Annotated in this window: 20 protein-coding genes; 12 read left to right on the plus strand and 8 right to left on the minus strand. The window is 33.1% G+C overall.

Going from position 1 to position 21,754, the window contains the following annotated elements; all coding sequences use genetic code 11:
- Positions 1–319: 319 nt before the first annotated feature.
- From OZP12_RS16890 to OZP12_RS16915, 6 genes are all read right to left on the minus strand, one after another.
- Positions 320–628, minus strand: coding sequence for a DUF6787 family protein (locus OZP12_RS16890; protein ID WP_281226244.1), 309 nt, complete (start codon positions 626–628; stop codon positions 320–322).
- Between the two features lie 194 nt (positions 629–822).
- A complete protein-coding gene (locus OZP12_RS16895; RefSeq protein WP_281226245.1) occupies positions 823–1,260 on the minus strand; it encodes a DUF6146 family protein in 438 nt (145 codons plus the stop codon).
- A gap of 572 nt (positions 1,261–1,832) precedes the next feature.
- Complete coding sequence (locus OZP12_RS16900) at positions 1,833–2,390, minus strand: DUF937 domain-containing protein (RefSeq protein ID WP_281226246.1); 558 nt, start codon at positions 2,388–2,390, stop codon at positions 1,833–1,835.
- A gap of 105 nt (positions 2,391–2,495) precedes the next feature.
- Positions 2,496–3,461 carry a D-2-hydroxyacid dehydrogenase gene (locus OZP12_RS16905; protein ID WP_281226247.1) on the minus strand — a complete coding sequence of 322 codons (966 nt, stop codon included), beginning with the start codon at positions 3,459–3,461 and terminating at the stop codon, positions 2,496–2,498.
- Between the two features lie 53 nt (positions 3,462–3,514).
- A complete protein-coding gene (serC, locus tag OZP12_RS16910) occupies positions 3,515–4,585 on the minus strand; it encodes a 3-phosphoserine/phosphohydroxythreonine transaminase (protein ID WP_281226249.1) in 1,071 nt (356 codons plus the stop codon).
- Positions 4,586–4,780: 195 nt separating this feature from the next.
- Positions 4,781–5,839 carry an acyl-CoA reductase gene (locus OZP12_RS16915; RefSeq protein ID WP_281226251.1) on the minus strand — a complete coding sequence of 353 codons (1,059 nt, stop codon included), beginning with the start codon at positions 5,837–5,839 and terminating at the stop codon, positions 4,781–4,783.
- 145 nt (positions 5,840–5,984) lie between these two features.
- Between OZP12_RS16915 and OZP12_RS16920 the strand changes: the two genes are divergently transcribed.
- Complete coding sequence (locus tag OZP12_RS16920; RefSeq protein ID WP_281226253.1) at positions 5,985–6,335, plus strand: 4Fe-4S dicluster domain-containing protein; 351 nt, start codon at positions 5,985–5,987, stop codon at positions 6,333–6,335.
- Positions 6,336–6,483: 148 nt separating this feature from the next.
- A complete protein-coding gene (locus OZP12_RS16925; RefSeq protein WP_281226254.1) occupies positions 6,484–7,647 on the plus strand; it encodes a hypothetical protein in 1,164 nt (387 codons plus the stop codon).
- On the opposite strand, the gene OZP12_RS16930 is transcribed toward OZP12_RS16925, so the two are convergent.
- The gene (locus OZP12_RS16930; RefSeq protein WP_281226255.1) at positions 7,631–8,374 is read right to left on the minus strand and encodes a class I SAM-dependent DNA methyltransferase; all 744 of its coding nucleotides are present in this window, start codon (positions 8,372–8,374) and stop codon (positions 7,631–7,633) included. The genes OZP12_RS16925 and OZP12_RS16930 overlap by 17 nt on opposite strands.
- Before the next feature lie 344 nt (positions 8,375–8,718).
- On the opposite strand from OZP12_RS16930, the gene ychF reads away from it, so the two are divergent.
- From ychF to OZP12_RS16945, 3 genes are all read left to right on the plus strand, one after another.
- Positions 8,719–9,813, plus strand: coding sequence for a redox-regulated ATPase YchF (gene ychF, locus OZP12_RS16935; protein ID WP_281226256.1), 1,095 nt, complete (start codon positions 8,719–8,721; stop codon positions 9,811–9,813).
- 278 nt (positions 9,814–10,091) lie between these two features.
- The gene (locus OZP12_RS16940; protein WP_281226258.1) at positions 10,092–10,760 is read left to right on the plus strand and encodes a hypothetical protein; all 669 of its coding nucleotides are present in this window, start codon (positions 10,092–10,094) and stop codon (positions 10,758–10,760) included.
- Between the two features lie 57 nt (positions 10,761–10,817).
- Complete coding sequence (locus OZP12_RS16945; RefSeq protein ID WP_281226259.1) at positions 10,818–11,339, plus strand: NADPH-dependent FMN reductase; 522 nt, start codon at positions 10,818–10,820, stop codon at positions 11,337–11,339.
- A gap of 26 nt (positions 11,340–11,365) precedes the next feature.
- On the opposite strand, the gene OZP12_RS16950 is transcribed toward OZP12_RS16945, so the two are convergent.
- Positions 11,366–11,665, minus strand: a complete 300-nt coding sequence (locus OZP12_RS16950; protein WP_281226260.1) for a hypothetical protein — start codon at positions 11,663–11,665, stop codon at positions 11,366–11,368.
- Positions 11,666–11,828: 163 nt separating this feature from the next.
- Between OZP12_RS16950 and OZP12_RS16955 the strand changes: the two genes are divergently transcribed.
- The 7 genes from OZP12_RS16955 to OZP12_RS16985 all read left to right on the plus strand — a co-directional run bounded on the left by OZP12_RS16955 (position 11,829) and on the right by OZP12_RS16985 (position 21,430).
- Positions 11,829–12,524: an ABC transporter ATP-binding protein gene (locus tag OZP12_RS16955; protein ID WP_281226261.1), complete on the plus strand. Its 696-nt coding sequence runs from the start codon at positions 11,829–11,831 to the stop codon at positions 12,522–12,524.
- A 9-nt stretch (positions 12,525–12,533) separates the two neighbouring features.
- Positions 12,534–14,231, plus strand: a complete 1,698-nt coding sequence (locus OZP12_RS16960) for an LIC_10190 family membrane protein (protein ID WP_281226262.1) — start codon at positions 12,534–12,536, stop codon at positions 14,229–14,231.
- 4 nt (positions 14,232–14,235) lie between these two features.
- On the plus strand, positions 14,236–15,000 hold the full coding sequence (locus OZP12_RS16965) for a TIGR02757 family protein (RefSeq protein WP_281226263.1): 765 nt from the start codon (positions 14,236–14,238) through the stop codon (positions 14,998–15,000).
- A gap of 180 nt (positions 15,001–15,180) precedes the next feature.
- Positions 15,181–16,242 carry a HEAT repeat domain-containing protein gene (locus OZP12_RS16970; RefSeq protein WP_281226264.1) on the plus strand — a complete coding sequence of 354 codons (1,062 nt, stop codon included), beginning with the start codon at positions 15,181–15,183 and terminating at the stop codon, positions 16,240–16,242.
- The gene (locus tag OZP12_RS16975; protein ID WP_281226265.1) at positions 16,242–17,672 is read left to right on the plus strand and encodes a glycosyltransferase family 2 protein; all 1,431 of its coding nucleotides are present in this window, start codon (positions 16,242–16,244) and stop codon (positions 17,670–17,672) included. The genes OZP12_RS16970 and OZP12_RS16975 overlap by 1 nt, the downstream gene beginning before the upstream one ends.
- 28 nt (positions 17,673–17,700) lie before the next feature.
- Positions 17,701–18,972 (plus strand): YaiO family outer membrane beta-barrel protein, encoded by a 1,272-nt coding sequence (locus OZP12_RS16980; RefSeq protein WP_281226266.1) that lies wholly within the window; start codon positions 17,701–17,703, stop codon positions 18,970–18,972.
- Positions 18,973–19,270: 298 nt separating this feature from the next.
- Positions 19,271–21,430, plus strand: coding sequence for a glycoside hydrolase family 20 protein (locus tag OZP12_RS16985; protein ID WP_281226268.1), 2,160 nt, complete (start codon positions 19,271–19,273; stop codon positions 21,428–21,430).
- The last annotated feature ends 324 nt before the right edge of the window (positions 21,431–21,754 follow it).

The raw sequence follows: 21,754 nt of genomic DNA on the forward strand, positions 1-21,754 counted from the left end.
AGGTTAGAAATCAGAAGCTAAAAAACTCATTTTGATTATTCTTCTTTTAGGAGGAAGAACATTTACTTTTCTCAGAAGTTTTGTTCCCACTCCACTTTATCTATTTCTTTAAAAAAAAAGAATATAGAATGTCACTTCACACGAGCGAAGCGAACTGACTAAGTAATCGGGACTAAGCATCAGCATTCCATTTTTTTTTTGATTTTACAAAAACCAGGAAAAATCAATAATTGAGTTAGAAATGAAAAATCAGAGATAAAATCCCCATCATAAAATAATAGTTCAAGATTTCTGATTTCTATTTTCTGATTTCTAACCTCTATTTTCTATCCTTAAAAAGAAATCCCAACCCCATTCCTTTGAGCATTTTTTTTTCGAAAGCCCAAAAGAATTTGAATTGTCCGAAAAGAAAACCTATTACAACCAACAGCACTTGATAGATCGGAAAAATTAAAAGTAATCTCACAGGAGTGTACCAATGCCCCAATTCATCTTTGGCTACTCCCAACCACTCACAAACCGGTTTGGACAACCAGGCTGAGGCCGATCCTGTAATGGCAAAAACGACAAAAATGATAGCCAACTGCCAATTAGATGTAAGTCCCCATCGCTGTTTTAATCCTTTCATTTTTAGTTTAGTCCTTTTTGCAAATATAAAAGATTTTAATTGTTGAATTGGTTTCAATTCTCTTTTTGTTTAGACAAACTACATGATTTTTTTTACTTTTTTGCCTCAAAAAAAAGACATTTACTGATTAGTAAATGCCTTAATCTATCGATTTATTTTTTTCAATTAATAAGAAAGAATTAGCAATCAACTTCTTATCTCGTGGGGACTCGCCCATATAATCGCTGATTGTATTTGTTTTGGAAATAGATCATATAATTATAAATAAGATAATTCACTTCGTAACCGTAATTAATCGTAGGACTATAATCAATGGTCATTTCGTATAAATTAGGATTATAAATTTGCGGTTGACGAACGCGGTTGTTCCATTCCAATACATATTGGTAATTTTTGGTTTCCATATAAGATTGCGATAAATATCCTCTTGGGTAAGCTGTCGAAGCCAACCAAAAATCAAAACCAGGTTCAATGATAATCACTTCGTATTCGAGTTCTTCATTAACAATTTTTACGGTGTCACTACTCTTTGTTGCTACTTTAGGTTTGTCGGCAGTAGCAACATTCGATTTTGAAGTACTACACCCAATAATTATCAAAAGAACAATCAATATATAAATTACTTTTTTCATATGTTGACATATATTTTTTTTTGATCATATGTAATTGCTTCGCCGATTCGCTATCACTCGGGTCGCAATCAACATTGGTCTTTGCGATCAATTTTCGTTGATGCTCTTTTCATAGTAAATAACTGTTTTTAAGCATCCTAAAACAATCCCAAAGAATTCTTCATAATTAGTTAAAAATTAAATTTCAACTGTATAACCTATCAAAGTTATAACATTTTAGGCTGATATATTCTGTCTTAAACTTAAATTTAATCAGAAAAAGAATCTTTTTTGAAATAAATTTCATTTTATATTTCATCACTTTCACCCATAAAAAAAGACATTTACGTTTTGCAAATGCCTTTCCTGATTGTTTATTCAAATTTTATTGATCTCAAATAAAGTTTAAAATTATGCACTTTATTGCATTTGCTTTTTAGCTTCTAAAAATATTAATTTGCCACAGATTCACAGATTTTAAAATCATTTTAATCTGTGAATCTGTGGCAATTTCACAACTTTTTCGGAATCCAACTTTGCATACTTTATTTTACCAAGCCAAAACTAGAGACTTTCAGTCCACAGTGGTTTATTTATTTCCCAAAAAGCTTTCCTAAAAAGCCTCCGATTCCGCCTTTGTTTTTTGTTGCCGCTATGGCATCATCCATATCCAGTTTTCCATCCGCATTTTGATCCAAACCAAATTGGGTTCCATATTTTGAAATAGCATCCATTATTCCTGATGTTTGAGTGCCACCTCCTGAAATAGCCCCAATCAAATCTGTTAACTGAAAACTGTCATTTGGATCATTGGCTTTACCTACTAATCCTCCAAGTATTTTAGGAATCATACTACCTGCCACACCTGCGGCATCACTACTACTCAAACCAAATTTCTCGCCTAAACTTCCGGTAAGTTGTTGGGTGATCTGTTGAACAGCCGGATTCGAAGGATCCTGAGCATTATTTCCTTGGAGTAATCCTGCAAGTTTTTCGATGCCACCCCCTGAAGCCATTTGCTGTAAGCTAGAAAATATAGAATTTCCTGCTTCATTCATTACCGCCTCATTATGTTCATTTGGAACCGCATTGTTATTAACAACTGCTTCTTGTCCAAATTGTTGTACTAATTGTGTTAATTGCTCAAACATAGGTTTTTGATTAAAGTTAAACATCAAATTTAATCAAAAAAAAGTGGCAATCTGTTAATTGAAGTTAACAAATTACCACTTGATAATTTAAATTCGGTCAGTTATTTATTTCACTAATGATTTATTAAACAGACTGATAATTTGATGTGCAAGTTCAGCACCAATTCTGTCCTGAGCTTCCAATGTAGAAGCACCAATATGAGGCGTTAATGAAATTTTCGGATTCATTAGAATTGGTATTTCAGGATTGGGTTCATTTTCATACACATCCAATCCGGCAAAAGACACCTTATCGCTATCCAACGCATTCACAAGTGCCACTTCATCAATAGCACCACCTCTTGCACAATTTACGATTCCAACACCGTCTTTCATCAGTTCAATTTCCTTTTCACCAATAACGTGTGTATCCTGTGCAGGAACATGTAACGTAATGAAATCGGATTCAGCAAATAAAGATTCCAATGATTGTGAAGCAAGTGATATCGAAATCGACTGCCCATCAAAAAAAGGAATTTTTATATCTTTTGTTGGAACATCGGTATCACTATAAATTACCTTCATTCCAAGACCGATAGCCATTTTTGCTGTGGCCTTACCAATACGTCCCATACCGATAATCCCGAGTGTTTTCCCTCTCAACTCGATACCGTTTGCATAGGCTTTCTTCAGGCCGTTAAAATTAGTATCTCCTTCAAGAGGCATGTTTCTATTGGAATCATGCAAGAATCGTACACCTGAAAACAAATGAGCAAAAACCAACTCAGCCACAGACTCTGATGAAGAAGCCGGAGTATTTAAAACATAAATCCCTTTGCTTTTCGCATATTCAACGTCAATATTATCCATTCCTACACCTCCACGACCAATAACTTTAAGATCAGGGCAAGCATCGATAATATCTTTACGAACCTTTGTTGCACTACGTACCAAAAGAACATTTATATTGTTTTTATTCACAAAATTAGCCACTTGCTCTTGAGCCACTTTTGTTGTAATAACTTCAAATCCGGCCTTTTCTAAAGCTTCAATACCACTTTTTGAAATTCCGTCGTTTGCTAATATTTTCATTTATCAAAAATTAAACGATTTAAACATTAAAAAACGCTTAAACCATTAGACAATTATACCTCTTTCTCCAAAGCTTGCATCACATCAACAAGCACTTGTACACTTTCCAAAGGAAGCGCATTGTACATAGATGCCCTGTAACCTCCAACTGAACGGTGTCCAGGCAATCCTGAGATTCCTGCAGCTTTCCACATCTCATCAAATTTAGCCGAATGTGAATCATCATTCAACAAGAAAGTCACATTCATATTCGAACGGTCTTCAACGGCCGCTGTTCCTCTGAACAATGGGTTTCTGTCAATTTCTGCATAAAGCAAAGCTGCTTTGGCGTCATTTATTTTTTCGATAGCCTCAATTCCACCTAAGTTTTTTAACCATTTTAAAGTCAAAAGTGATGCATAAACTGAAAATACCGGTGGCGTATTGTACATACTATCCGCTTTGATATGTTTAGCATAATCCAGCATACTTGGAATTTCACGACCTGTTTTACCAAGAATTTCTTCTTTGATAACAACCAAAGTCGCTCCGGCAGGCCCCATATTTTTTTGAGCCCCAGCGTAAATGATATCAAATTTTGAAAAATCTAATTTTCTTGAAAAAATATCAGAACTCATGTCACAAACAATTGGCAAATCAGTTTCCGGGAATCCCTTCATTTGGGTTCCAAAAATTGTATTATTGCTCGTGCAGTGGAAATAATCCGCATCTGCAGGTATAGTATATCCTTTTGGAATATGATTATAGTTTTGCTCTTTAGAAGAAGCTACAACAACTGTATCTCCTAAAAATTTTGCTTCTTTTATAGCAGCCGAAGCCCAAGTTCCTGTATCTAAATATGCCGCTTTTCCATTTACTTTCATCATGTTGTAAGGAATCATTAAGAATTCCAAACTTGCTCCTCCTCCAAGGAATATCGCTTTATAACCTTTCCCTTTTAAATCCAAAAGCTCCAAAACCAATTCTCTTGCTTCTTCCATTACGGCAACAAAATCCTTACTACGGTGCGAAATTTCTAAAAGCGACAATCCAGAATCATTAAAATTTAAAATTGCCTGAGCTGATTTTTCAAAAACTTCTTGCGGTAAAATACAAGGTCCTGCGCTGTAGTTGTGTTTTTTCATGATGTAGTTAGTATTTGTTTTTAATTTAATTCAAAATTGATAATTATATAAAAACCGATATTGATTCGATTCGGTTATTTTGAATCTCGTCAATTTCAGGCAGTGTTTATTCTAAAATTTTTAGAAATGCAAATTTCGGGAATAAGAGACAAACAACTGTTAAATTATTCGCAATAATATTAAAAAACATTATGTTTATATTGTTGACAAAAACGATATAGTATCAACATTATCTGCATAATCCCATAAATTAGGTTTTTGAGTGCTTCCGAATGCGATACTGTTTTTCACAAGATTATTACTCACAATACACTGAATTTTGTCACTTTCGGTTTCTAAATCTTTTTCCAAAGTATCCAGATTTTCATAGTACTCATAAAAAATACTCGAAATAGGCGAACCATAACTTGGATCTTCTTTTAACGTCAGGAATCCATTGTCTAGCAATTTGAAATTACTCATCAAGAAAACTGCTTTATTATAATCGTAATTATTGGCATATTTTTCATAATGAATCACATCCTGATACTCGAAAATCGCTTCAAAAAAGGAATCAAAAGAATAGCCTTTTGGCACGAAAAGTTTAGAAACATTTCGGCATCCTAAACCAAAATATCTAAAAATATCTTCTCCAAGAGCAACTAATTGCTGTCTTGTTTCTTTGCCATTCAAAACTGCAACTGAGTTTCTGTTTTTCCGTATAATAGAAGGCTTGTCTTTGAAATAAAATTCAAAATAACGGGCGGTATTATTACTTCCTGTAGCAATTACAGCGTCAAAACCTTCCAATTTTCCTTCCACAAAAGTGATTTTGGATTTAAATTCAGGTTCAACGGCAATCAAATAATTAGCCAAGAATGGCAAAAGATGTTGATCATTTGAAGATGTTTTCACCAAAACATCATGACCAGCAATCAAAACCGACAAGAAATCGTGAAATCCAACCAAAGGAATATTCCCAGCCAAAACCAAAGCAACTTTTTTTGGTTCTACTTTACTCAAATCATATTTAGAAAGCCATTTGTCCAGATTTTCATCAGTCAAAGCATCTGCCCAAGATTGTATCGAAAAAAACACTTGTTCAGGCGTGTACCAACCATTATGCGATTGTGAAAGCTGAATTAAATCGGTGAATTTTTCAAAAAATAAATCATTACCAAATACATTTTCATCCTTTACACTATTCCCTTCTTCGAATTGACCTAGGAAATTACCTAATTTAACAAATGCGTTTTTTTTTGTATCTAATGTCATAATGCTTGTTTATGAAAAGTTTTGATTGTAATTTTGCGCAAAAATAAGCTTTTTATAAGCTTTAGACAAAAGTTGAGTTCAGTATTCGTATTTCATTTACAGAACTTAACCGTTTTGAACTTACAACCTTAAAAATTAACTGATAATGGCGATTATTATAACTGACGAATGCATAAATTGTGGGGCTTGCGAACCGGAATGCCCAAACACAGCTATATATGAAGGTGCAGATGATTGGAGATATAAAGACGGTACAAAACTAAAAGGTAAAGTAGTTTTACCTGACGGAACTGAAGTAGATTCAGAAGAGGCTCAAACGCCAATCTCTGACGAAATATATTACATTGTACCAGGAAAATGTACAGAATGTAAAGGATTCCACGATGAGCCACAATGTGCTGCTGTATGTCCGGTTGACTGTTGTATTCCTGATGACAATCATGTTGAAGACGAAGAAACTTTATTGAACAGACAAGCTTTCTTGCATAACGAATAAAGTTTTCCTTTTATAAATTCATAAAACCTGTGTCTTTACGCAGGTTTTTTTTTACATCATTCTTTTTCCTAAAAAAATGATAATTAAATCTTTTTTCATATTTTTAAATCAAATTTTTTAAACTAATTGATTATCGGTATTTTAAAACATGAAAAAAATACTTGTTTTATTACATCTTTTTTTAGCCATTAATGTTTTTTCACAGACGAATGAAAGAACATTAATTCTTTTGGATAGCGAATCCAACTCACCAATTGAAGATGCCTCCATTTTGATTTTAAAAACAAAACAAGTCTTAATGTCTAATAGTGAAGGAAAGGTGACTTTTGAACTAAAAGGCGGTTCCAATATTAAAGTAACACATTCCTCCTACTTGCCAGTTACTCTGAAATGGGCCTCATTAAATCAATCGGAAAATATAATCTATTTAAAAAGCAAAGAAAACGCTCTTGACGATATAGTTGTAACCAAACAACATCCTCAGCAAATAATCAAAAAATTAGTCGAAAATTCGATTAAAAAACTGAATGTTCCTGCGCGATTAAAAACCTATTCCAGAGAGTTTTTTAAATCAAACGGAGATTATGTTTACTATAATGACGGCCTAATTAATTTTCAATTATACAAAGAACAAAAAAAAATAAAGTCGGTTTTATTAGTCGAGCAAAACAGATCATTTGGCCTAATTGACGATATAATCAGTTCAGATCTTTTAGGGTATAATCTAAATGTAATGATGGAGAAATATTATACCTTCAAGGTTTTAAGACCACTATTGGACGAAAAATCAAGAAAAAAATACAATTTTCTCGTGAAAGTATCCCCTTTAGATGAAGCCTATAATGAAATAACCGCCATTCCATTAGAAGGCACAACCGAGCTATTGGATGATTACAAAATAGTTTATGACACCAAAAGAAAAATAATAATTGAAATAAAAACTGAAATATCTCCAACAACATTATCAGCAGTCAAAGAAGACAACACTAAAGGAGTCAGAAACATATCCCGCTCTCTTTTCAAAACTAATTATAGAGTCGATGCCGAAAACTACTATTTAATTAGCTCAAAAGAAGAAATTAATTTCAATATCAATACCGGGAACGAAGTCAAAAATATAGAAGTACTCAACAACTTGATAACAATGAACTTCAATGTTCAAAACTACACTTATAAGGAAAGTGATGTCTTTAAAGACAAAACCCTTTTCAATATAAGAAATTCTATATTGACAGACTATTGGAATGTTTCGGGTTTAACACCTACTGCCAAAGAATTGGAGATTATAAACAATATCAAAGGAACTTTCTAGCCTTAATCACGTAAGTATCGAACGCATAAGTTTTTCGATCAATTATCTCAAGGATTTCAAATTTATTGAGATATAAAAACAGCTGCATTTCATTTAATGTAAATACCCTGACAGTAGAAAAATCATCCAACAACATTTCTTTTTCATTATCTACGACCCTGTAATATTTCGCACTCCAATCCAGCATAAAATTTTCCATCGGAGTAGTTTCCCAATGGCTTTCCCGAATGTATTTTGTTCCTTCATAATTCGCTTCATGAAATATTATTTGATTTTCTTTAATCAAAGGAATAAAGCGATTGGCATCGATAAAATCAAAAATAAAAATCCCGTTTTGGGTCAGATTATTATAAACCGATTCAAAAGCATCGATCACATCTTCATTGTTTATCAAATAACTCGTTGAACGTCCAGTTATAATAATTGCATCAACGGGGCTTTCCAGCGAAAAATGACGCATATCGCCATGTATAAAAGTACAGGTTTTATTTTTTTCCAAAGCAATATCAATCATGCTTTGGCTATAATCAAGCCCCAAATAATTATGGTTATTATCAAGAAATCTTTTGGCTAGATTCCCTGTCCCACTCCCAATTTCAAGTATAGAATTGCATTTATTTTCGTGGATTAACTTATTATAGAATTCATATTCTTCATCATAATCAATAAAGCTTTGGTACATGGCATCAAAAATCGCGGCCATTTTTCCAATAAATAAATTTTCCATGATAATAAATATTACTGCGTATAAATTTAAGGAATTAAAAGAAATCTACTTCAAAATTATTTTTCCTCAAATAAGCCTACTATTTATTTTTTGAAGCAGAAACATTCTGCATTTTCAGAAAGCATCCTCCCGCTCCTTCGTTGCAATCTCTTGTCCTGAACCCCAGAACAAGAGGATTTTCACTTCGATCGGGGCTAAAATTCAGCATTCTGCTTTTTTAGAATCATCAAAAAAATTAAGAATCGAACTCAGGTTACAAGCTTTAATCATATATTTGCAAACTTTTAAAAAAGATTATCATAAAAATAAATAACAGTTCTCTGTTATTTGTAAACAAACATAACATGAAAGCAGGAATTGTAGGATTACCAAATGTTGGAAAATCAACATTGTTCAATTGTTTATCAAATGCAAAAGCGCAAAGTGCCAACTTCCCATTTTGTACTATCGAACCCAACATTGGGGTAGTAAATGTACCTGATCCAAGGATTAACAAATTGGAAGAATTAGTAAAACCGGAGCGCGTACAAATGGCAACGGTAGATATCGTGGATATTGCCGGATTGGTAAAAGGAGCCAGCAAAGGTGAAGGACTGGGAAATCAATTCCTTGGAAACATCAGAGAGTGTAACGCCATTATTCATGTTTTGCGTTGTTTTGACAATGACAATATTGTTCACGTTGACGGAAACGTAAATCCAATCCGTGACAAAGAAACTATTGACATTGAACTACAATTAAAAGATCTTGAAACGGTTGAAAAACGTTTGGAAAAAGTAAACCGTGCTGCAAAAACCGGAAACAAAGAAGCACAGACTGAAAAAGCGCTTTTGGACCGAATCAGAGAGGCTCTTTTGCAGGCGAAATCAGCTAGAACTGTTATTCCACAAAGCAATGACGAAGAAGCTTTGATGGAAAGTTTCCAATTGATTACTACAAAACCCGTTTTATATGTTTGTAATGTTGACGAAAATTCGGCTGTAAGTGGTAACAAATATGTAGACCAAGTCCGCGAAATGGTAAAAGACGAAGAGGCTGAAGTAATTATCCTTTCAGTAGGAGCAGAAGCCGATATCACCGAATTAGAAAGCTACGAAGAGCGTCAGGTTTTCCTTGAAGATATGGGACTTGCTGAGCCAGGAGCATCGGTTTTAATCCGTGCAGCTTACAAATTATTGAAACAACAAACGTATTTCACAGCTGGTGTAAAAGAAGTTCGTGCCTGGACTATCAATATTGGAGCTACTGCTCCACAAGCAGCTGGAGTTATCCACACCGATTTTGAAAAAGGATTCATTCGTGCCGAAGTGATTTCATACGACGATTATGTTCAATATGGCTCCGAAGCTAAAGCTAAAGAAGCTGGTAAATTCAAAGTTGAAGGAAAAGAATATGTTGTAAAAGATGGTGATGTAATGCACTTCAGATTCAACGTTTAATTTCTAGAGAATAGAGAATAGAAAAGAGCCTGCAAGAGTAAATTTTGCAGGTTTTTTTTATGGACCAATTCCAGCTTTTCGTTTCAAGATTTTTCCATAACGCCTTTTTTTCTAAGACCATAAAGGAGCTTCCGTTGGTCGCTCTTTTTAGTCAAGAAGAAAATAGGCTTTATGAAAAAATGCTTTCCACTGCAATCTGGGGTAACCAAAAGATTTGTGCTTAAATCTGATTTTGTTTTTTTATGCGTAAATTCACTTAAAATTTATTCGTTAATGAAATGAAAAAAATCTATTTGCTTCTAGGGTTGCTGGCTATTTTTTGCTGTAAAAGAGCAGATGAACCAGCCGAAGTTGGTTTTGCCATACGTTTTGAAAATCCGCAACCCATAAATGACTTGGAATTGTCTAAAATTCCAAATAAATTCAGGGGGCTTTTTATGAATGCAGACTCCGTCTATTTTAATATTACCGACAAAATGATTCTTCGGGAATATTACAACAAATCTAGATTTCACAAAAGGTTATTGGATTCCATAAAAGGAGAATTTTATTTAAAAGGGAATCAATATATTTCCAAATTTAATAAAGATATTTATGATTATAGGTATCTCGGTGATTCAGTCGAATTTTCCAACAGAAGGATAGATACATTTTTTATTTTTTCGGATGCACAAAAAGCAAAACGAATTGACGGACAATTGATCCTAAATTACAAGGATTCCATTTATTGGAAAATAAAAACAATTAGTCTGGATAAGACTATGCTTAAAATAAAATACATTTACTCTGAAGAAGATTTGAAAAGAATGGATTCAGTGACAAAAATCAAATCAACAATAATTGACTCTTCTTTATTTATTTTAAAACCCTCAAGAAACGAATTTAAGCTGATTATAAATTTAAAGAAATTTGGAGATGAATGGGAATACAAGAAAATCACAAAATAATTTAAGACAATTGTCGGTTCGTTTTTTATTTTTACTTTTTAATAAAACCAATTCTATATGAAAATCATTGCCTTTGCCGGAAGTCCAAGTAAAAAATCAATCAACAAAAAATTAGCAACTTATGCCGCTGGTTTATTCAATAATACAGACACAGAAATACTGGATTTAAACGATTATGAAATGCCTTTATTCAGCGTTGATAAAGAAGCTGTAATTGGTCAACATGAATTAGCAAAAGCCTTTTTGGAAAAAATAGCCTCTGCCGATTTTTTAGTAGTTTCTCTTGCCGAAAACAACGGTAATTATTCTGCAGCATTCAAGAATCTTGTAGATTGGTGTTCAAGAATAAATGGAAAAATATTTCAGGAAAAACCAATGTTATTGATGGCAACATCACCGGGTGCGAGAGGTGGAGCCAGCGTACTTGAAATCGCAAAAAACAATTTTCCACGCTTTAATGCCGACATAAAAGCTGTATTTTCATTACCAAGTTTCAATGATAATTTTGATGTAGAAAATGGTGAAATTTCAAATTCTGAATTTGATAATCAATTAAAAGAGATCATAAAAAACTTATAATTTTCGAGACTAACCTTTTGGTTTTTCTATTTCTTTTCTCCTTTAATCCAATAAGTGTATATCCAAGTCAGGGTAAAAGAAGGTACAACATCTGTAAATGGCAATATTTCTTCAATAAAAGTCAAAACACCCGCTACTTTCCCTACTCTGCCTTGGTACATTTTGGTCATTAAAAAACCGGCAAGTGGTGCCCAAATAACATCGCCAAATTCGCCAATCCCCGGAATTGTAAAAGACAACATACCGATTGCATCGAAGAGAATTCCTAAAACCAAATTTTTGGTTTTTAAGTTATTTTTTATTGCTATCGCGTTTTTAGCTTCCATTTCTTGAAATTAAATTTATTATAAATATACAAATCTAAACGCTAACTTTCAGATTTTATGTTTGCTATAACTAAATTGTTTCATGAGTTTCTCGAAAATTTTTAACCTCAAAGAATTAAGATAAATTACCAAATACTTTGTTTCTTTGTAAAAACAGTTTGAAATGATACACGCAAAAAACATACATAAATATTTTGATCAGCTTGAAGTACTTAAAGGAGTAGATTTACATATTAAAAAAGGTGAAATTGTTTCAATTGTTGGTGCTTCAGGCGCAGGAAAAACAACTCTATTGCAAATTTTGGGAACATTGGACAAACCAAGCCCAACAATCCCCGGAGGAACAATTGAAAGCGAAAAAAAATCAATTTCTTTAACCATTAATGGAGAAGATATTTTGAAAATGAACGACAAATCATTGTCCAAATTCAGAAATCTGAACTTAGGGTTTATTTTTCAATTTCATCAATTACTGCCTGAATTTACGGCTTTGGAAAATGTTTGCATTCCGGCTTTTATAGCCAATAAACCAAAAGCTGAAACCGAAAAGGAAGCAAAAAAATTATTGAAATACTTGGGATTGTCCCACAGAATAGATCACAAACCGAACGAGCTTTCGGGAGGGGAACAACAACGCGTTGCCGTAGCAAGAGCTTTAATCAACAAACCCGACGTCATTTTTGCCGATGAACCTTCTGGGAATCTGGATACGCATTCTGCAGAAAACTTACATCAATTGTTTTTCCAACTTCGGGATGAATTTGGACAAACATTTGTAATTGTAACCCATAATGAAGAACTAGCCAATATGGCTGACAGAAAATTAGTTATGGTTGATGGGCAAATAGCAGACAAATAATAATTTAAAATGGTTCTGATTCTATTAAGTTGGATTTATATCTTTTTTTTGGCAATTAATCTCGGTTTTATCACCGACAAAATCCTACGACTAAAAAATCGAAATTTTGTTATCCATTCGGTTTTAGGGCTTTTTGCAAGCACTATTTTCAGTAGTATTTGGGCTATTTTTGGGAGAATAAATATTGAGTTTCACATCATTCTATTACTCGCTAATCTTGCCATTTTTTTAAAGTATCAAAAAGAAATTTGGCTTTTGTATAAATCCTTTTTTCAAGAATTATATTCACTTACACTTTCTTTAAAAATAGCATTATCCATTACAACAATCTTAATTTTAGCTCAATGCGCTTCCATTCCCTATGTATTGGATAACGAATCGTATTACATCCAAACCATAAAATGGATTAACGAATATGGCTTTGTAAAAGGTTTGGCCAACTTACATTTTTTCCTCGCACAAACAAGCGGTTGGCATATTCTGCAAAGCGCTTTCAATTTTTCATTTTTATACGATAAATTCAATGATATAAGTGGTTTTTGTCTTTTGCTAGGAAATATATTCTCAATAGTAAAATTGAATGATTATTTCAAAAACAACAATCAAAATTACCTAATTATTGGACTGCTCCCATTGGCAAACGTGTTTTTCTTCCAATTTATAAGTGCTCCTTCGCCGGATATTCCTATTTATATTTTTTCATTCGTTATCTTCTTTTATTTTTTAGAAAATTTCAAAACACTTACTGTTGAAAATTTCAATCTGATAGTGATTTTGGTTCTGTTTTCGTTGTTTATAAAAACCACTTCAGTTGCTCTAATTTTACTTCCGATTCTTTTATTCTTCAAAAATCTAAAAAAACTAGTACCTCATCTTCTAAAACCAATACTAATTTCAATTATTGTTTTAACTCTTTTTATGGTTAAAAATACCATTATCAGTGGTTTTCCATTTTTCCCAATAATTAATTTTCATTTCTTCGAACCTGATTATAAAATTCCGGAAACAATTGCTAGATTATATTATCAGGAAACAAAGCTGTATGGTTACTTTTTAACAAATGAACAATACGATAAAATGTCTGTTTATGAGCTATTCATAAGATGGATTTCTTTACCAAAACTCCATGGCTTATTTAATAAATTGAGCATTTCCCTTATTATTATCTGCCCGATATTAATATACAAGCGTTTTCACAAAAAGGCTATATGGTCTCTTTTCTTTATCATGTGCTTACAGCTTGTACTACTCCTTTTTTCTTCTCCACAGTACCGATTCTACATGAATTTTTTATTGTTTTTTTCTTTTTTCTTATTTGCTTTAATTGTAAACAAAGAAAAACCCATAATTATCTCTCTATTCTTATCGATTCTTATCGCAGGATTCATTTTAATTATCCCAATTGATTTAAACATTTTTACCAACAATAAATTCATTTTATCCACAAGCAATTTTTCAACTAAGAATATCATTTTTCCCTATAAAAACACAAAGTCAGACACTGCTTTTGAGTACCTACAAACCGGAAATCTCAAATATTATTCACCTTTAGAAAATGCTTTTTTTTGGTCTGCAGGCGATGGAAAACTTCCCTGTGTAAATAAAGCTCAAATCGAATATTTCAATTACTATTACCACATAAAACCACAAATGCGGACAACTGATTTAAAAGATGGTTTTTACGCCAAAAAAACTTCGAAAGAATAAAACTATGAATAAAACTGAACTCAAATCTTTTCTGGACGAGAAAGTAGCTTTGTACAATAACACCGATTTCATCGAAAGTGATCCTGTCCAAATTCCACATTTATTTACCCAAAAGGAAGATATCGAAATTGCGGGGTTCCTCAGTGCATCGATTGCTTGGGGCAACCGCAAAATGATTATCAAAAACTCTCATAAAATGATGGATTTGATGGGTAATTCACCTTATGACTTTGTGATGTCACATCAGGAAACCGACTTAGAACGACTGGAATCTTTTGTTCACAGAACGTTCAACGGACAAGATTTCATTGGTTTTATTAAAGGATTACAACATATTTATCAAAATCACGGCGGACTGGAATCTGTATTTGCAAAACATCAGGAATCCAATTCTATGCAAAAAAGCATTTCCGAATTCAAGAAAATATTCTTTGAGATTCCACACCAAAATCGTACCCAGAAACACATCTCAGATCCAATGAATGGTTCGGCAGCGAAAAGAATCAACATGTACCTAAGATGGATGTGCCGTCAGGATAACAAAGGAGTTGATTTAGGAATTTGGAAATCCATTTCAGCTTCACTACTATCCTGTCCGCTGGATGTTCATTCCGGAAATGTGGCACGAAAACTAGGTTTACTAACCCGAAAGCAAAACGACGGAAAAGCATTAACTGAATTAGATTCAAATCTTAGAGAATTAGACCCTATCGACCCTGTAAAATATGATTTTGCTTTATTTGGGTTGGGCGTTTTTGAAGGTTTTTAGGCTAAGAAACTGTTGCTCCCTTTTCATTTTGTCTATTTACAAATACACTATCACTACAAACTGTTTCTATTATTTTAATCAAAAGATTAAGAATAATCATTATCTTTATGTATTATTTAATAAAAAAATAGCCCGATAATGGCTTGATTTTTGTAATATCATTCAAAACGCCCCACTGTAATGGATGTATTGGTATATTATTTAATTCTCATTATCCTCCCCATCATGACCGGTGGGCTTTTCTTATTAATAGCCACTCTCATCATCAATAGATTTTTTTACGACTTATCCAAACCAAAACTGGAAGCTGCAAAAAGTGAAATCGACAACTTTTTAACCAATATGATTTTTACTCCTTTTGAAAAGAGTTATTTCAAAACGGAAATTGAAGCATTCAAGAAAACTATCCCTTTTAAAAAAAAATGGTGTAAAAAATTAGTGCTGAACGAAATTATTTTTTTGAAATCGAATTTGAAAGGTGATGTTACCAAAACTTTCCAATTTATATACGAACAATTTAATTTGTTTGAATACACTTTAAAACTTATAAAAAGCCATAGATTCTATTTGAAGTGTCTTGGAATGTACCAATTGGAATCATTAGGATATAAACGAGGGTATCTTTTTATCGTTCCTCTACTAAACCATAAAAATAAAAGTGTCAAATCCAGAGCTTTTTTGACTTTAATTTCATTGAGACCTAATAAATTAGAAACTCTAATTGATTTCTCGCATCAAATCACTATTGCCGAAGAAATCAACATCATGGATATTTTACACCAGAAAAAAACAAAAATACCAACCAATTTGAATCAATGGATTAAATCTGAAAATGTTTCAATCATCAAATTAGGAATTAAACTAATGGTATTTTACAACTATACCAATGACAATGAAACCATTATAAAACTACTAAAACACAATGATAAATCTATTCGTTATGAAGCCATTATTGCAGTGAATTTCTTATACATTCACGAAGCCGAAACTGTATTAATCGAACAATTTAAGCAAGAAGACACACAAAATAAATTAGAAATATTCAACACACTTTCAGAAATTGGCATGAAAGATTCTGAAGAATTTATCGCAGAATTATTGGAAAATAAAACAGCCGAAAATATTAAACTTGAAGCCGTTTATTGTCTAAACAAAATAAACCCAAATTATTTTGATGAACATTTTCTTGATAATGAGGATGTCCAAAAAATGGTCAAACATATTAAAACACCTTATATCTAATGCTAGAAAGTATCTTAAATATATATGCTTATTTCGTAGGAATATTTTCCTTAACTTATATCATTTGCTATTGCATTTTGGCAATACTGTCCTATTATGCAATAAAAAGATATCTGAACACCAAAAATTACATTCCAAACAATGTCATCATCAAATCCAATTATATTCCAGGAGTTTCAGTTATCGCTCCAGCATTCAATGAAGGAGCAACAGTTGTATATAATGTAAAGTCATTGCTCTCACTGACATACCCAAAATATGAGGTGGTGCTAGTAAATGATGGCAGCAGTGATGATACGCTTGAAAAACTGATCCAAGAATTCGAATTAATAAAAGTTGATTTTTATTATCAGGAAAAAATTAAAACCAATGGTAAGGTAAGAGGTCATTATAAATCTACAAATCCGCTTTACTCTAAATTATTGGTCGTTGATAAAGAAAATGGAAAAAGCAAAGCCGACGCTTCCAATGCTGGAATAAACTCCTCAAAACACCCTTTATTTGTGTGTACCGACGTAGATTGTATTTTAAAAAATGATACCATTATAAAACTAGCCAAACCTTTTATTGAAGGAACGAAAAGAGTCATTGCATCGGGAGCGGGTATCCGAATTTCAAACTCCTGCGAAGTCAAAGATGGTTTTTTGGTCAAAATTCATTTCCCAAAAGGTTGGTATCCCAGATTCCAGGAATTAGAATATGTACGCGCTTTTCTTTTTGGTAGAATGGCCTGGAGCCAAATTAATGGTTTGTTGTTGGTTTCCGGCGGATTAGGAATGTTTGACAAAGAAATTGCTGTTGCAGCTGGCGGATATTGGCACAAATCATTAGGAGAAGACATGGATCTTATCATCCGAATGAGAAAATACATGTATGACAACAAATTATCCTTTTCGATTCAATACATCCCAGAGTCTCTTTGCTGGACAGAAGTACCTTCTACCAAAGAAGTCCTGATTCGTCAACGCGTTCGATGGGCAAGAGGACTAATCCAAACCTTATATTTGCACAAAAACATTTTTTTTAATCCAAAATACGGCAAAACGGCTTTCCTGATATTCCCCTATTTCTTTCTCTTTGAGTTTTTGATACCTATTCTGGAGTTGGTTGGAATAATTGTCTTAATTCTAAGTTTCTTCGTTCTAGATTTGGATTATCACAATTTTCTCTACTTATCATCTACGGTATATCTATTTTATCTCATCATAACATTTATATCAATATTATTAGACGAAATTATCTACAAAAACTACGCCAATACAAAAGAGATCATATCGCTTATTCTAATGGCAATAATCGAACCTTTTTGCTACCATCCAGTAAATGTGTACGCTTCCCTAAAAGGATATTACCATTTTTTTAGACAAAAAGAGCAAAGCTGGGGAAATATGCAAAGACAAGGTTTTAATACTACCCCAAAACAAAATTAGATTACTCAATATAAAATTAAAAAAAGGCATGAAACATAAAAATCACATCAAAATTCTATTTATCCTTTCTCTTTTACTGGGAATAACGAATAATAATGTCGTTTGGTGTCAAAAAATTGATGTTGACAGTCTTTTGAATGTTGCGATAAAAGAAGTAAACAAAGACAAAAACTATGAATCGGCGTTGAAGAAAACCCAATTAGGAATAAAATTAGCTCCAGATTATCTGGATTTTCATTTATTGGCAGGAAGAATTTATCAACTAACTAGCGTAAAAGACAGTGCCCGATACTATTACAACCATGTCATCGCCAAGAATCCTGTGTATGAAGACGCTTTCACCTACCTCATCAATATGGATATCGAAGAAAAAAACTATACCGATGCCGAAATAGTGGTCGATAAAGCAATTACCGCACATCCCGGTAAAAAAGATTTTCGATACAAAAAACTTTCTATCTACGAATTACAAGGTGACAAGAAAAAAAGCCAAGCATATTTAAAAGAAATGCAGACGCTGTATCCCAAAGATTCCGAATTTAAACTGCATTATTTTATCGAGGACACCAAAAACGATTCAGACCGCATCGGAATCAACTACAACTTCACCACATTCGATAGATCAGGTTATGGCCCCTGGCATTTTGGAAGTTTACAATATATCGCGCAACGAAACTGGGGATCAGCAATTGGCAGAATTAATTACTCCAACCGATATGCCAACGGGCAAAGTATGGTCGATGGTATTCAATATGAAGCCGAAAGTTACTTTTTTACAAGTAAAAACAGCTATTCGTATGCAGGTGTTGGTTACAGTAGCGACCCTGTATTCCCAAAATTAAGGCTTGGATATTCCTTTTTTCATAACTTCAAAAAAGGATGGGAAGGCGATTTAGGGATTCGATATATTGATACCGACGACACAAATTTTCCTTCTGCAGTTATTGGAGTCGGGAAATATTTAGGCTCCTATTGGCTCAATCTGAGATCTTATTTCATGTTCGACAACAGTACTGTCTACCCCGTTTTTACACTTACAAGCCGTTATTATTTCAATACCCGCTTTGATTATTTATCTCTGATTGCCGGTTATGGAACTTCGCCTGATGAGCGTACTACCCTTGGCCAAATAGAACAGCGTTTATCTCTTGATTCCTTTAGAATTGGGGGTGGCTACAATCACATATTTGGAGAACATTACATAACAGGATTGCAGATATCCGTAAATAATCAAGAATACACACCTGGTTCAAAACAAATCGAAACCGAAATAGCATTGATGTTCCAATATCAATTTTAAAAAAAAACGGTATAATTTTTGTAAACCATATTGATATTTAGTTCGCTAATAAAATAAATTTGATTTGGGCGTGTCCCATCTCGTCCAAAAAGACGAGATGGGTCGGGTTTTTCGCTCCCGCTTTTTTCGCCCCTTAAAAAAGGGACAAAAAAGAGCTCCGCTTCACCCCCTCACGCGGATGATTGCCACAAAACAAAATAGTGCAAACTAAAAAAAGAACTAAACAATAAATAAATTGCAAACAAAACATTTTTATACCGCAATTCCTTTTTTATTATTCCTTTTCAACGTCAAAATTATGGCTCAAGACTCCCTTAATTTAGCGAATGCAAAAGGGCAAGAAGTTACTATACTTGCCTCTGGTCAAGATACCCAAAAAGCTGCCGCGCTTTTAAAAACATATTTGGATCAAGCCTTTGAACAACCTTTCCTTATTCAAAATGAAGGCAAAAAAAACAATGGTAATTCAAAAATAATTCTGGAAATTTCTAACGATAACAAAATAGTAGAAAACACTTTTATTATCAAAAGTGATGAAAAAAACATCCATTTGATTGGTTCGGATGAAAAGAACCTGCGTTACGCTGTTTATACTTTATTAGAAACATGGGGGTTTAGAAAATACACTGCAAAAGACACTTTTATTCCAAAATTAAAACAAGTCACATTTCCCAAAAACTCAAATCACACCTACAAACCTTCATTCGAATATCGTGCCTTATTTTATCCCGATTGTTATGATGAAGCTTTCAGAGATTGGCACAAACTGGACTGGTACATCAATGATTTTGGAATTTGGGGACATTCCTTTCATAAATTGGTTGATGTCAAAACTTATTTCAAAACCAATCCTGAGTTTTTTGCCCTGTACGAAGGAGAACGAAATGGCGAATCCCTCTGTATGTCCAACGATACGGTGGCACGAATTATTACCAAAAATATGGGCGAAATCATTGCCAAAAATCCCAATGCAAAATTTTTCTCAGTAAGCCAAAATGATGATGTCGTGTATTGTGAATGCAACCGATGTAAAGCCTTAAACGAAAAATACGGAGGTCCTCAAGGTTCATTTTATTATTTCCTAAATAAAATAGCCGCACAATACCCCAAAACCAAAATCACAACATTAGCCTATCTTCATACCTATCGTGCACCAGTAAATTTGAAAATCGAGCCCAATATTTATACCCTTTTTTGCCCAATCCAACTGAATAGAGGAAAAGCAATTACAGAAACTTCAAACAATAAACCTTTTCTCGAAATCCTTAAAAATTGGAGCACAACGACCCAACATCTGTATTTATGGGACTATACTGTAGAATTCACCAACTACCTTTCCCCTTTTCCTAATTTTCAAACTTTTTCAAAAAACTATAAACTCTACGAACAAAATAAAGTGAAAGGTCTTTTTGTACAGGGATATGCCGATGTGCCTGGGGATCTATACGAACTGAGACAATATCTTTTATCCAAAATAATTTGGAATACCCAAACCGATGTTGAAGCGATAACCAATGATTTCTTGAATGGATTCTATGGAAAAGCTGCTCCATTCGTTAAACAATACATTAATCTGCTTACACAATATCAAGAAAAAACAAACCGATATCTGGACATTTACACAGATCCAATTCAAAACAGAAATACCTTCCTCACTCCTGAGGCCATGGATCAATACGATAAAATCATCAATCAGGCCGAAATGGCTGTAAGCGATGATCCAATCCTTGCAAAACGCGTTTTAAAATTGAGACTGGCTTTGGAATACGTTTACTTTGAGCAGGCTAAATTTTACGGAAAAGACAAACACGGGATGTTTGCTGACAAAAACAATAAAGATCAAGGCAAACAACTTAGGGAACGGGTGCTAAACTTCACAAAACATTGTAATGAATTTGGAATCTACGAACTTAGTGAAGGTGGTCTATCCCCAGATAAATACTATGAAGAATGGCTTGCTATAGAAAAAAACACCTGCAACCATTTGGGAGAAAAATACGAAATCCGCTTTTTGACTCCTCCAGCCGAAGAATATAAAGGCAAAGGAAGTTATGGATTGGTTGATGGTATTCGGGCTTACAAAAATCCGGCTATCAACTGGATTGGTTGGTATGGCTCCAATCCGGAAATAGAATTGACTACCCAAAAATTAAATTTCAACACCATCCGAATCAATTCCTTAAATGACCAAAGACATTGGATTTTTACTCCAAAAAAAATTAGCATTTACGGACTGAAAAAGGAAAAATGGCAACTCATCACGCAATTAGTAAGCGATGAACTGAATGAAAGTACTGAAGTAACCATTAAATCCTGGGAATTAAAATCCAACACCTTTAAAGAATACAATCTGTTGAAAATTGAAATCGAAAATCAAAAAGAAATACCTATTTGGAGAAAACGAAAGAACAAAAAACCAATGGTAATGATTGATGAAATTGAGTTGTATAATAAATAAAAAAAAGATTATACCTAACTAATTAAAACAAACTTATTGTGCTAATATACCTGTAGAAGACAATTTGTTTTTCATAAAAATATTTGTAAAATTATTTGCATAAAAAAATAAAAAAATGTACTTTTATCGATATTATTAGCTATTTTATCGATTAAATAGAAAGTTCTTACTAACGAAATGCTATTTTTTAAATTATTACTTACTAAAACAAACAACCATTTTCAAAAGTATATTCAAATAAAATTAGTCCCCACTTTATATAACACTATTTAGTCAAACTAATTTAAATTATAGATTACACATTTTAATAACATAGAGCCTGTT

This window comes from Flavobacterium aquiphilum (assembly GCF_027111335.1).
Taxonomy (GTDB): Bacteria; Bacteroidota; Bacteroidia; order Flavobacteriales; family Flavobacteriaceae; genus Flavobacterium; species Flavobacterium aquiphilum.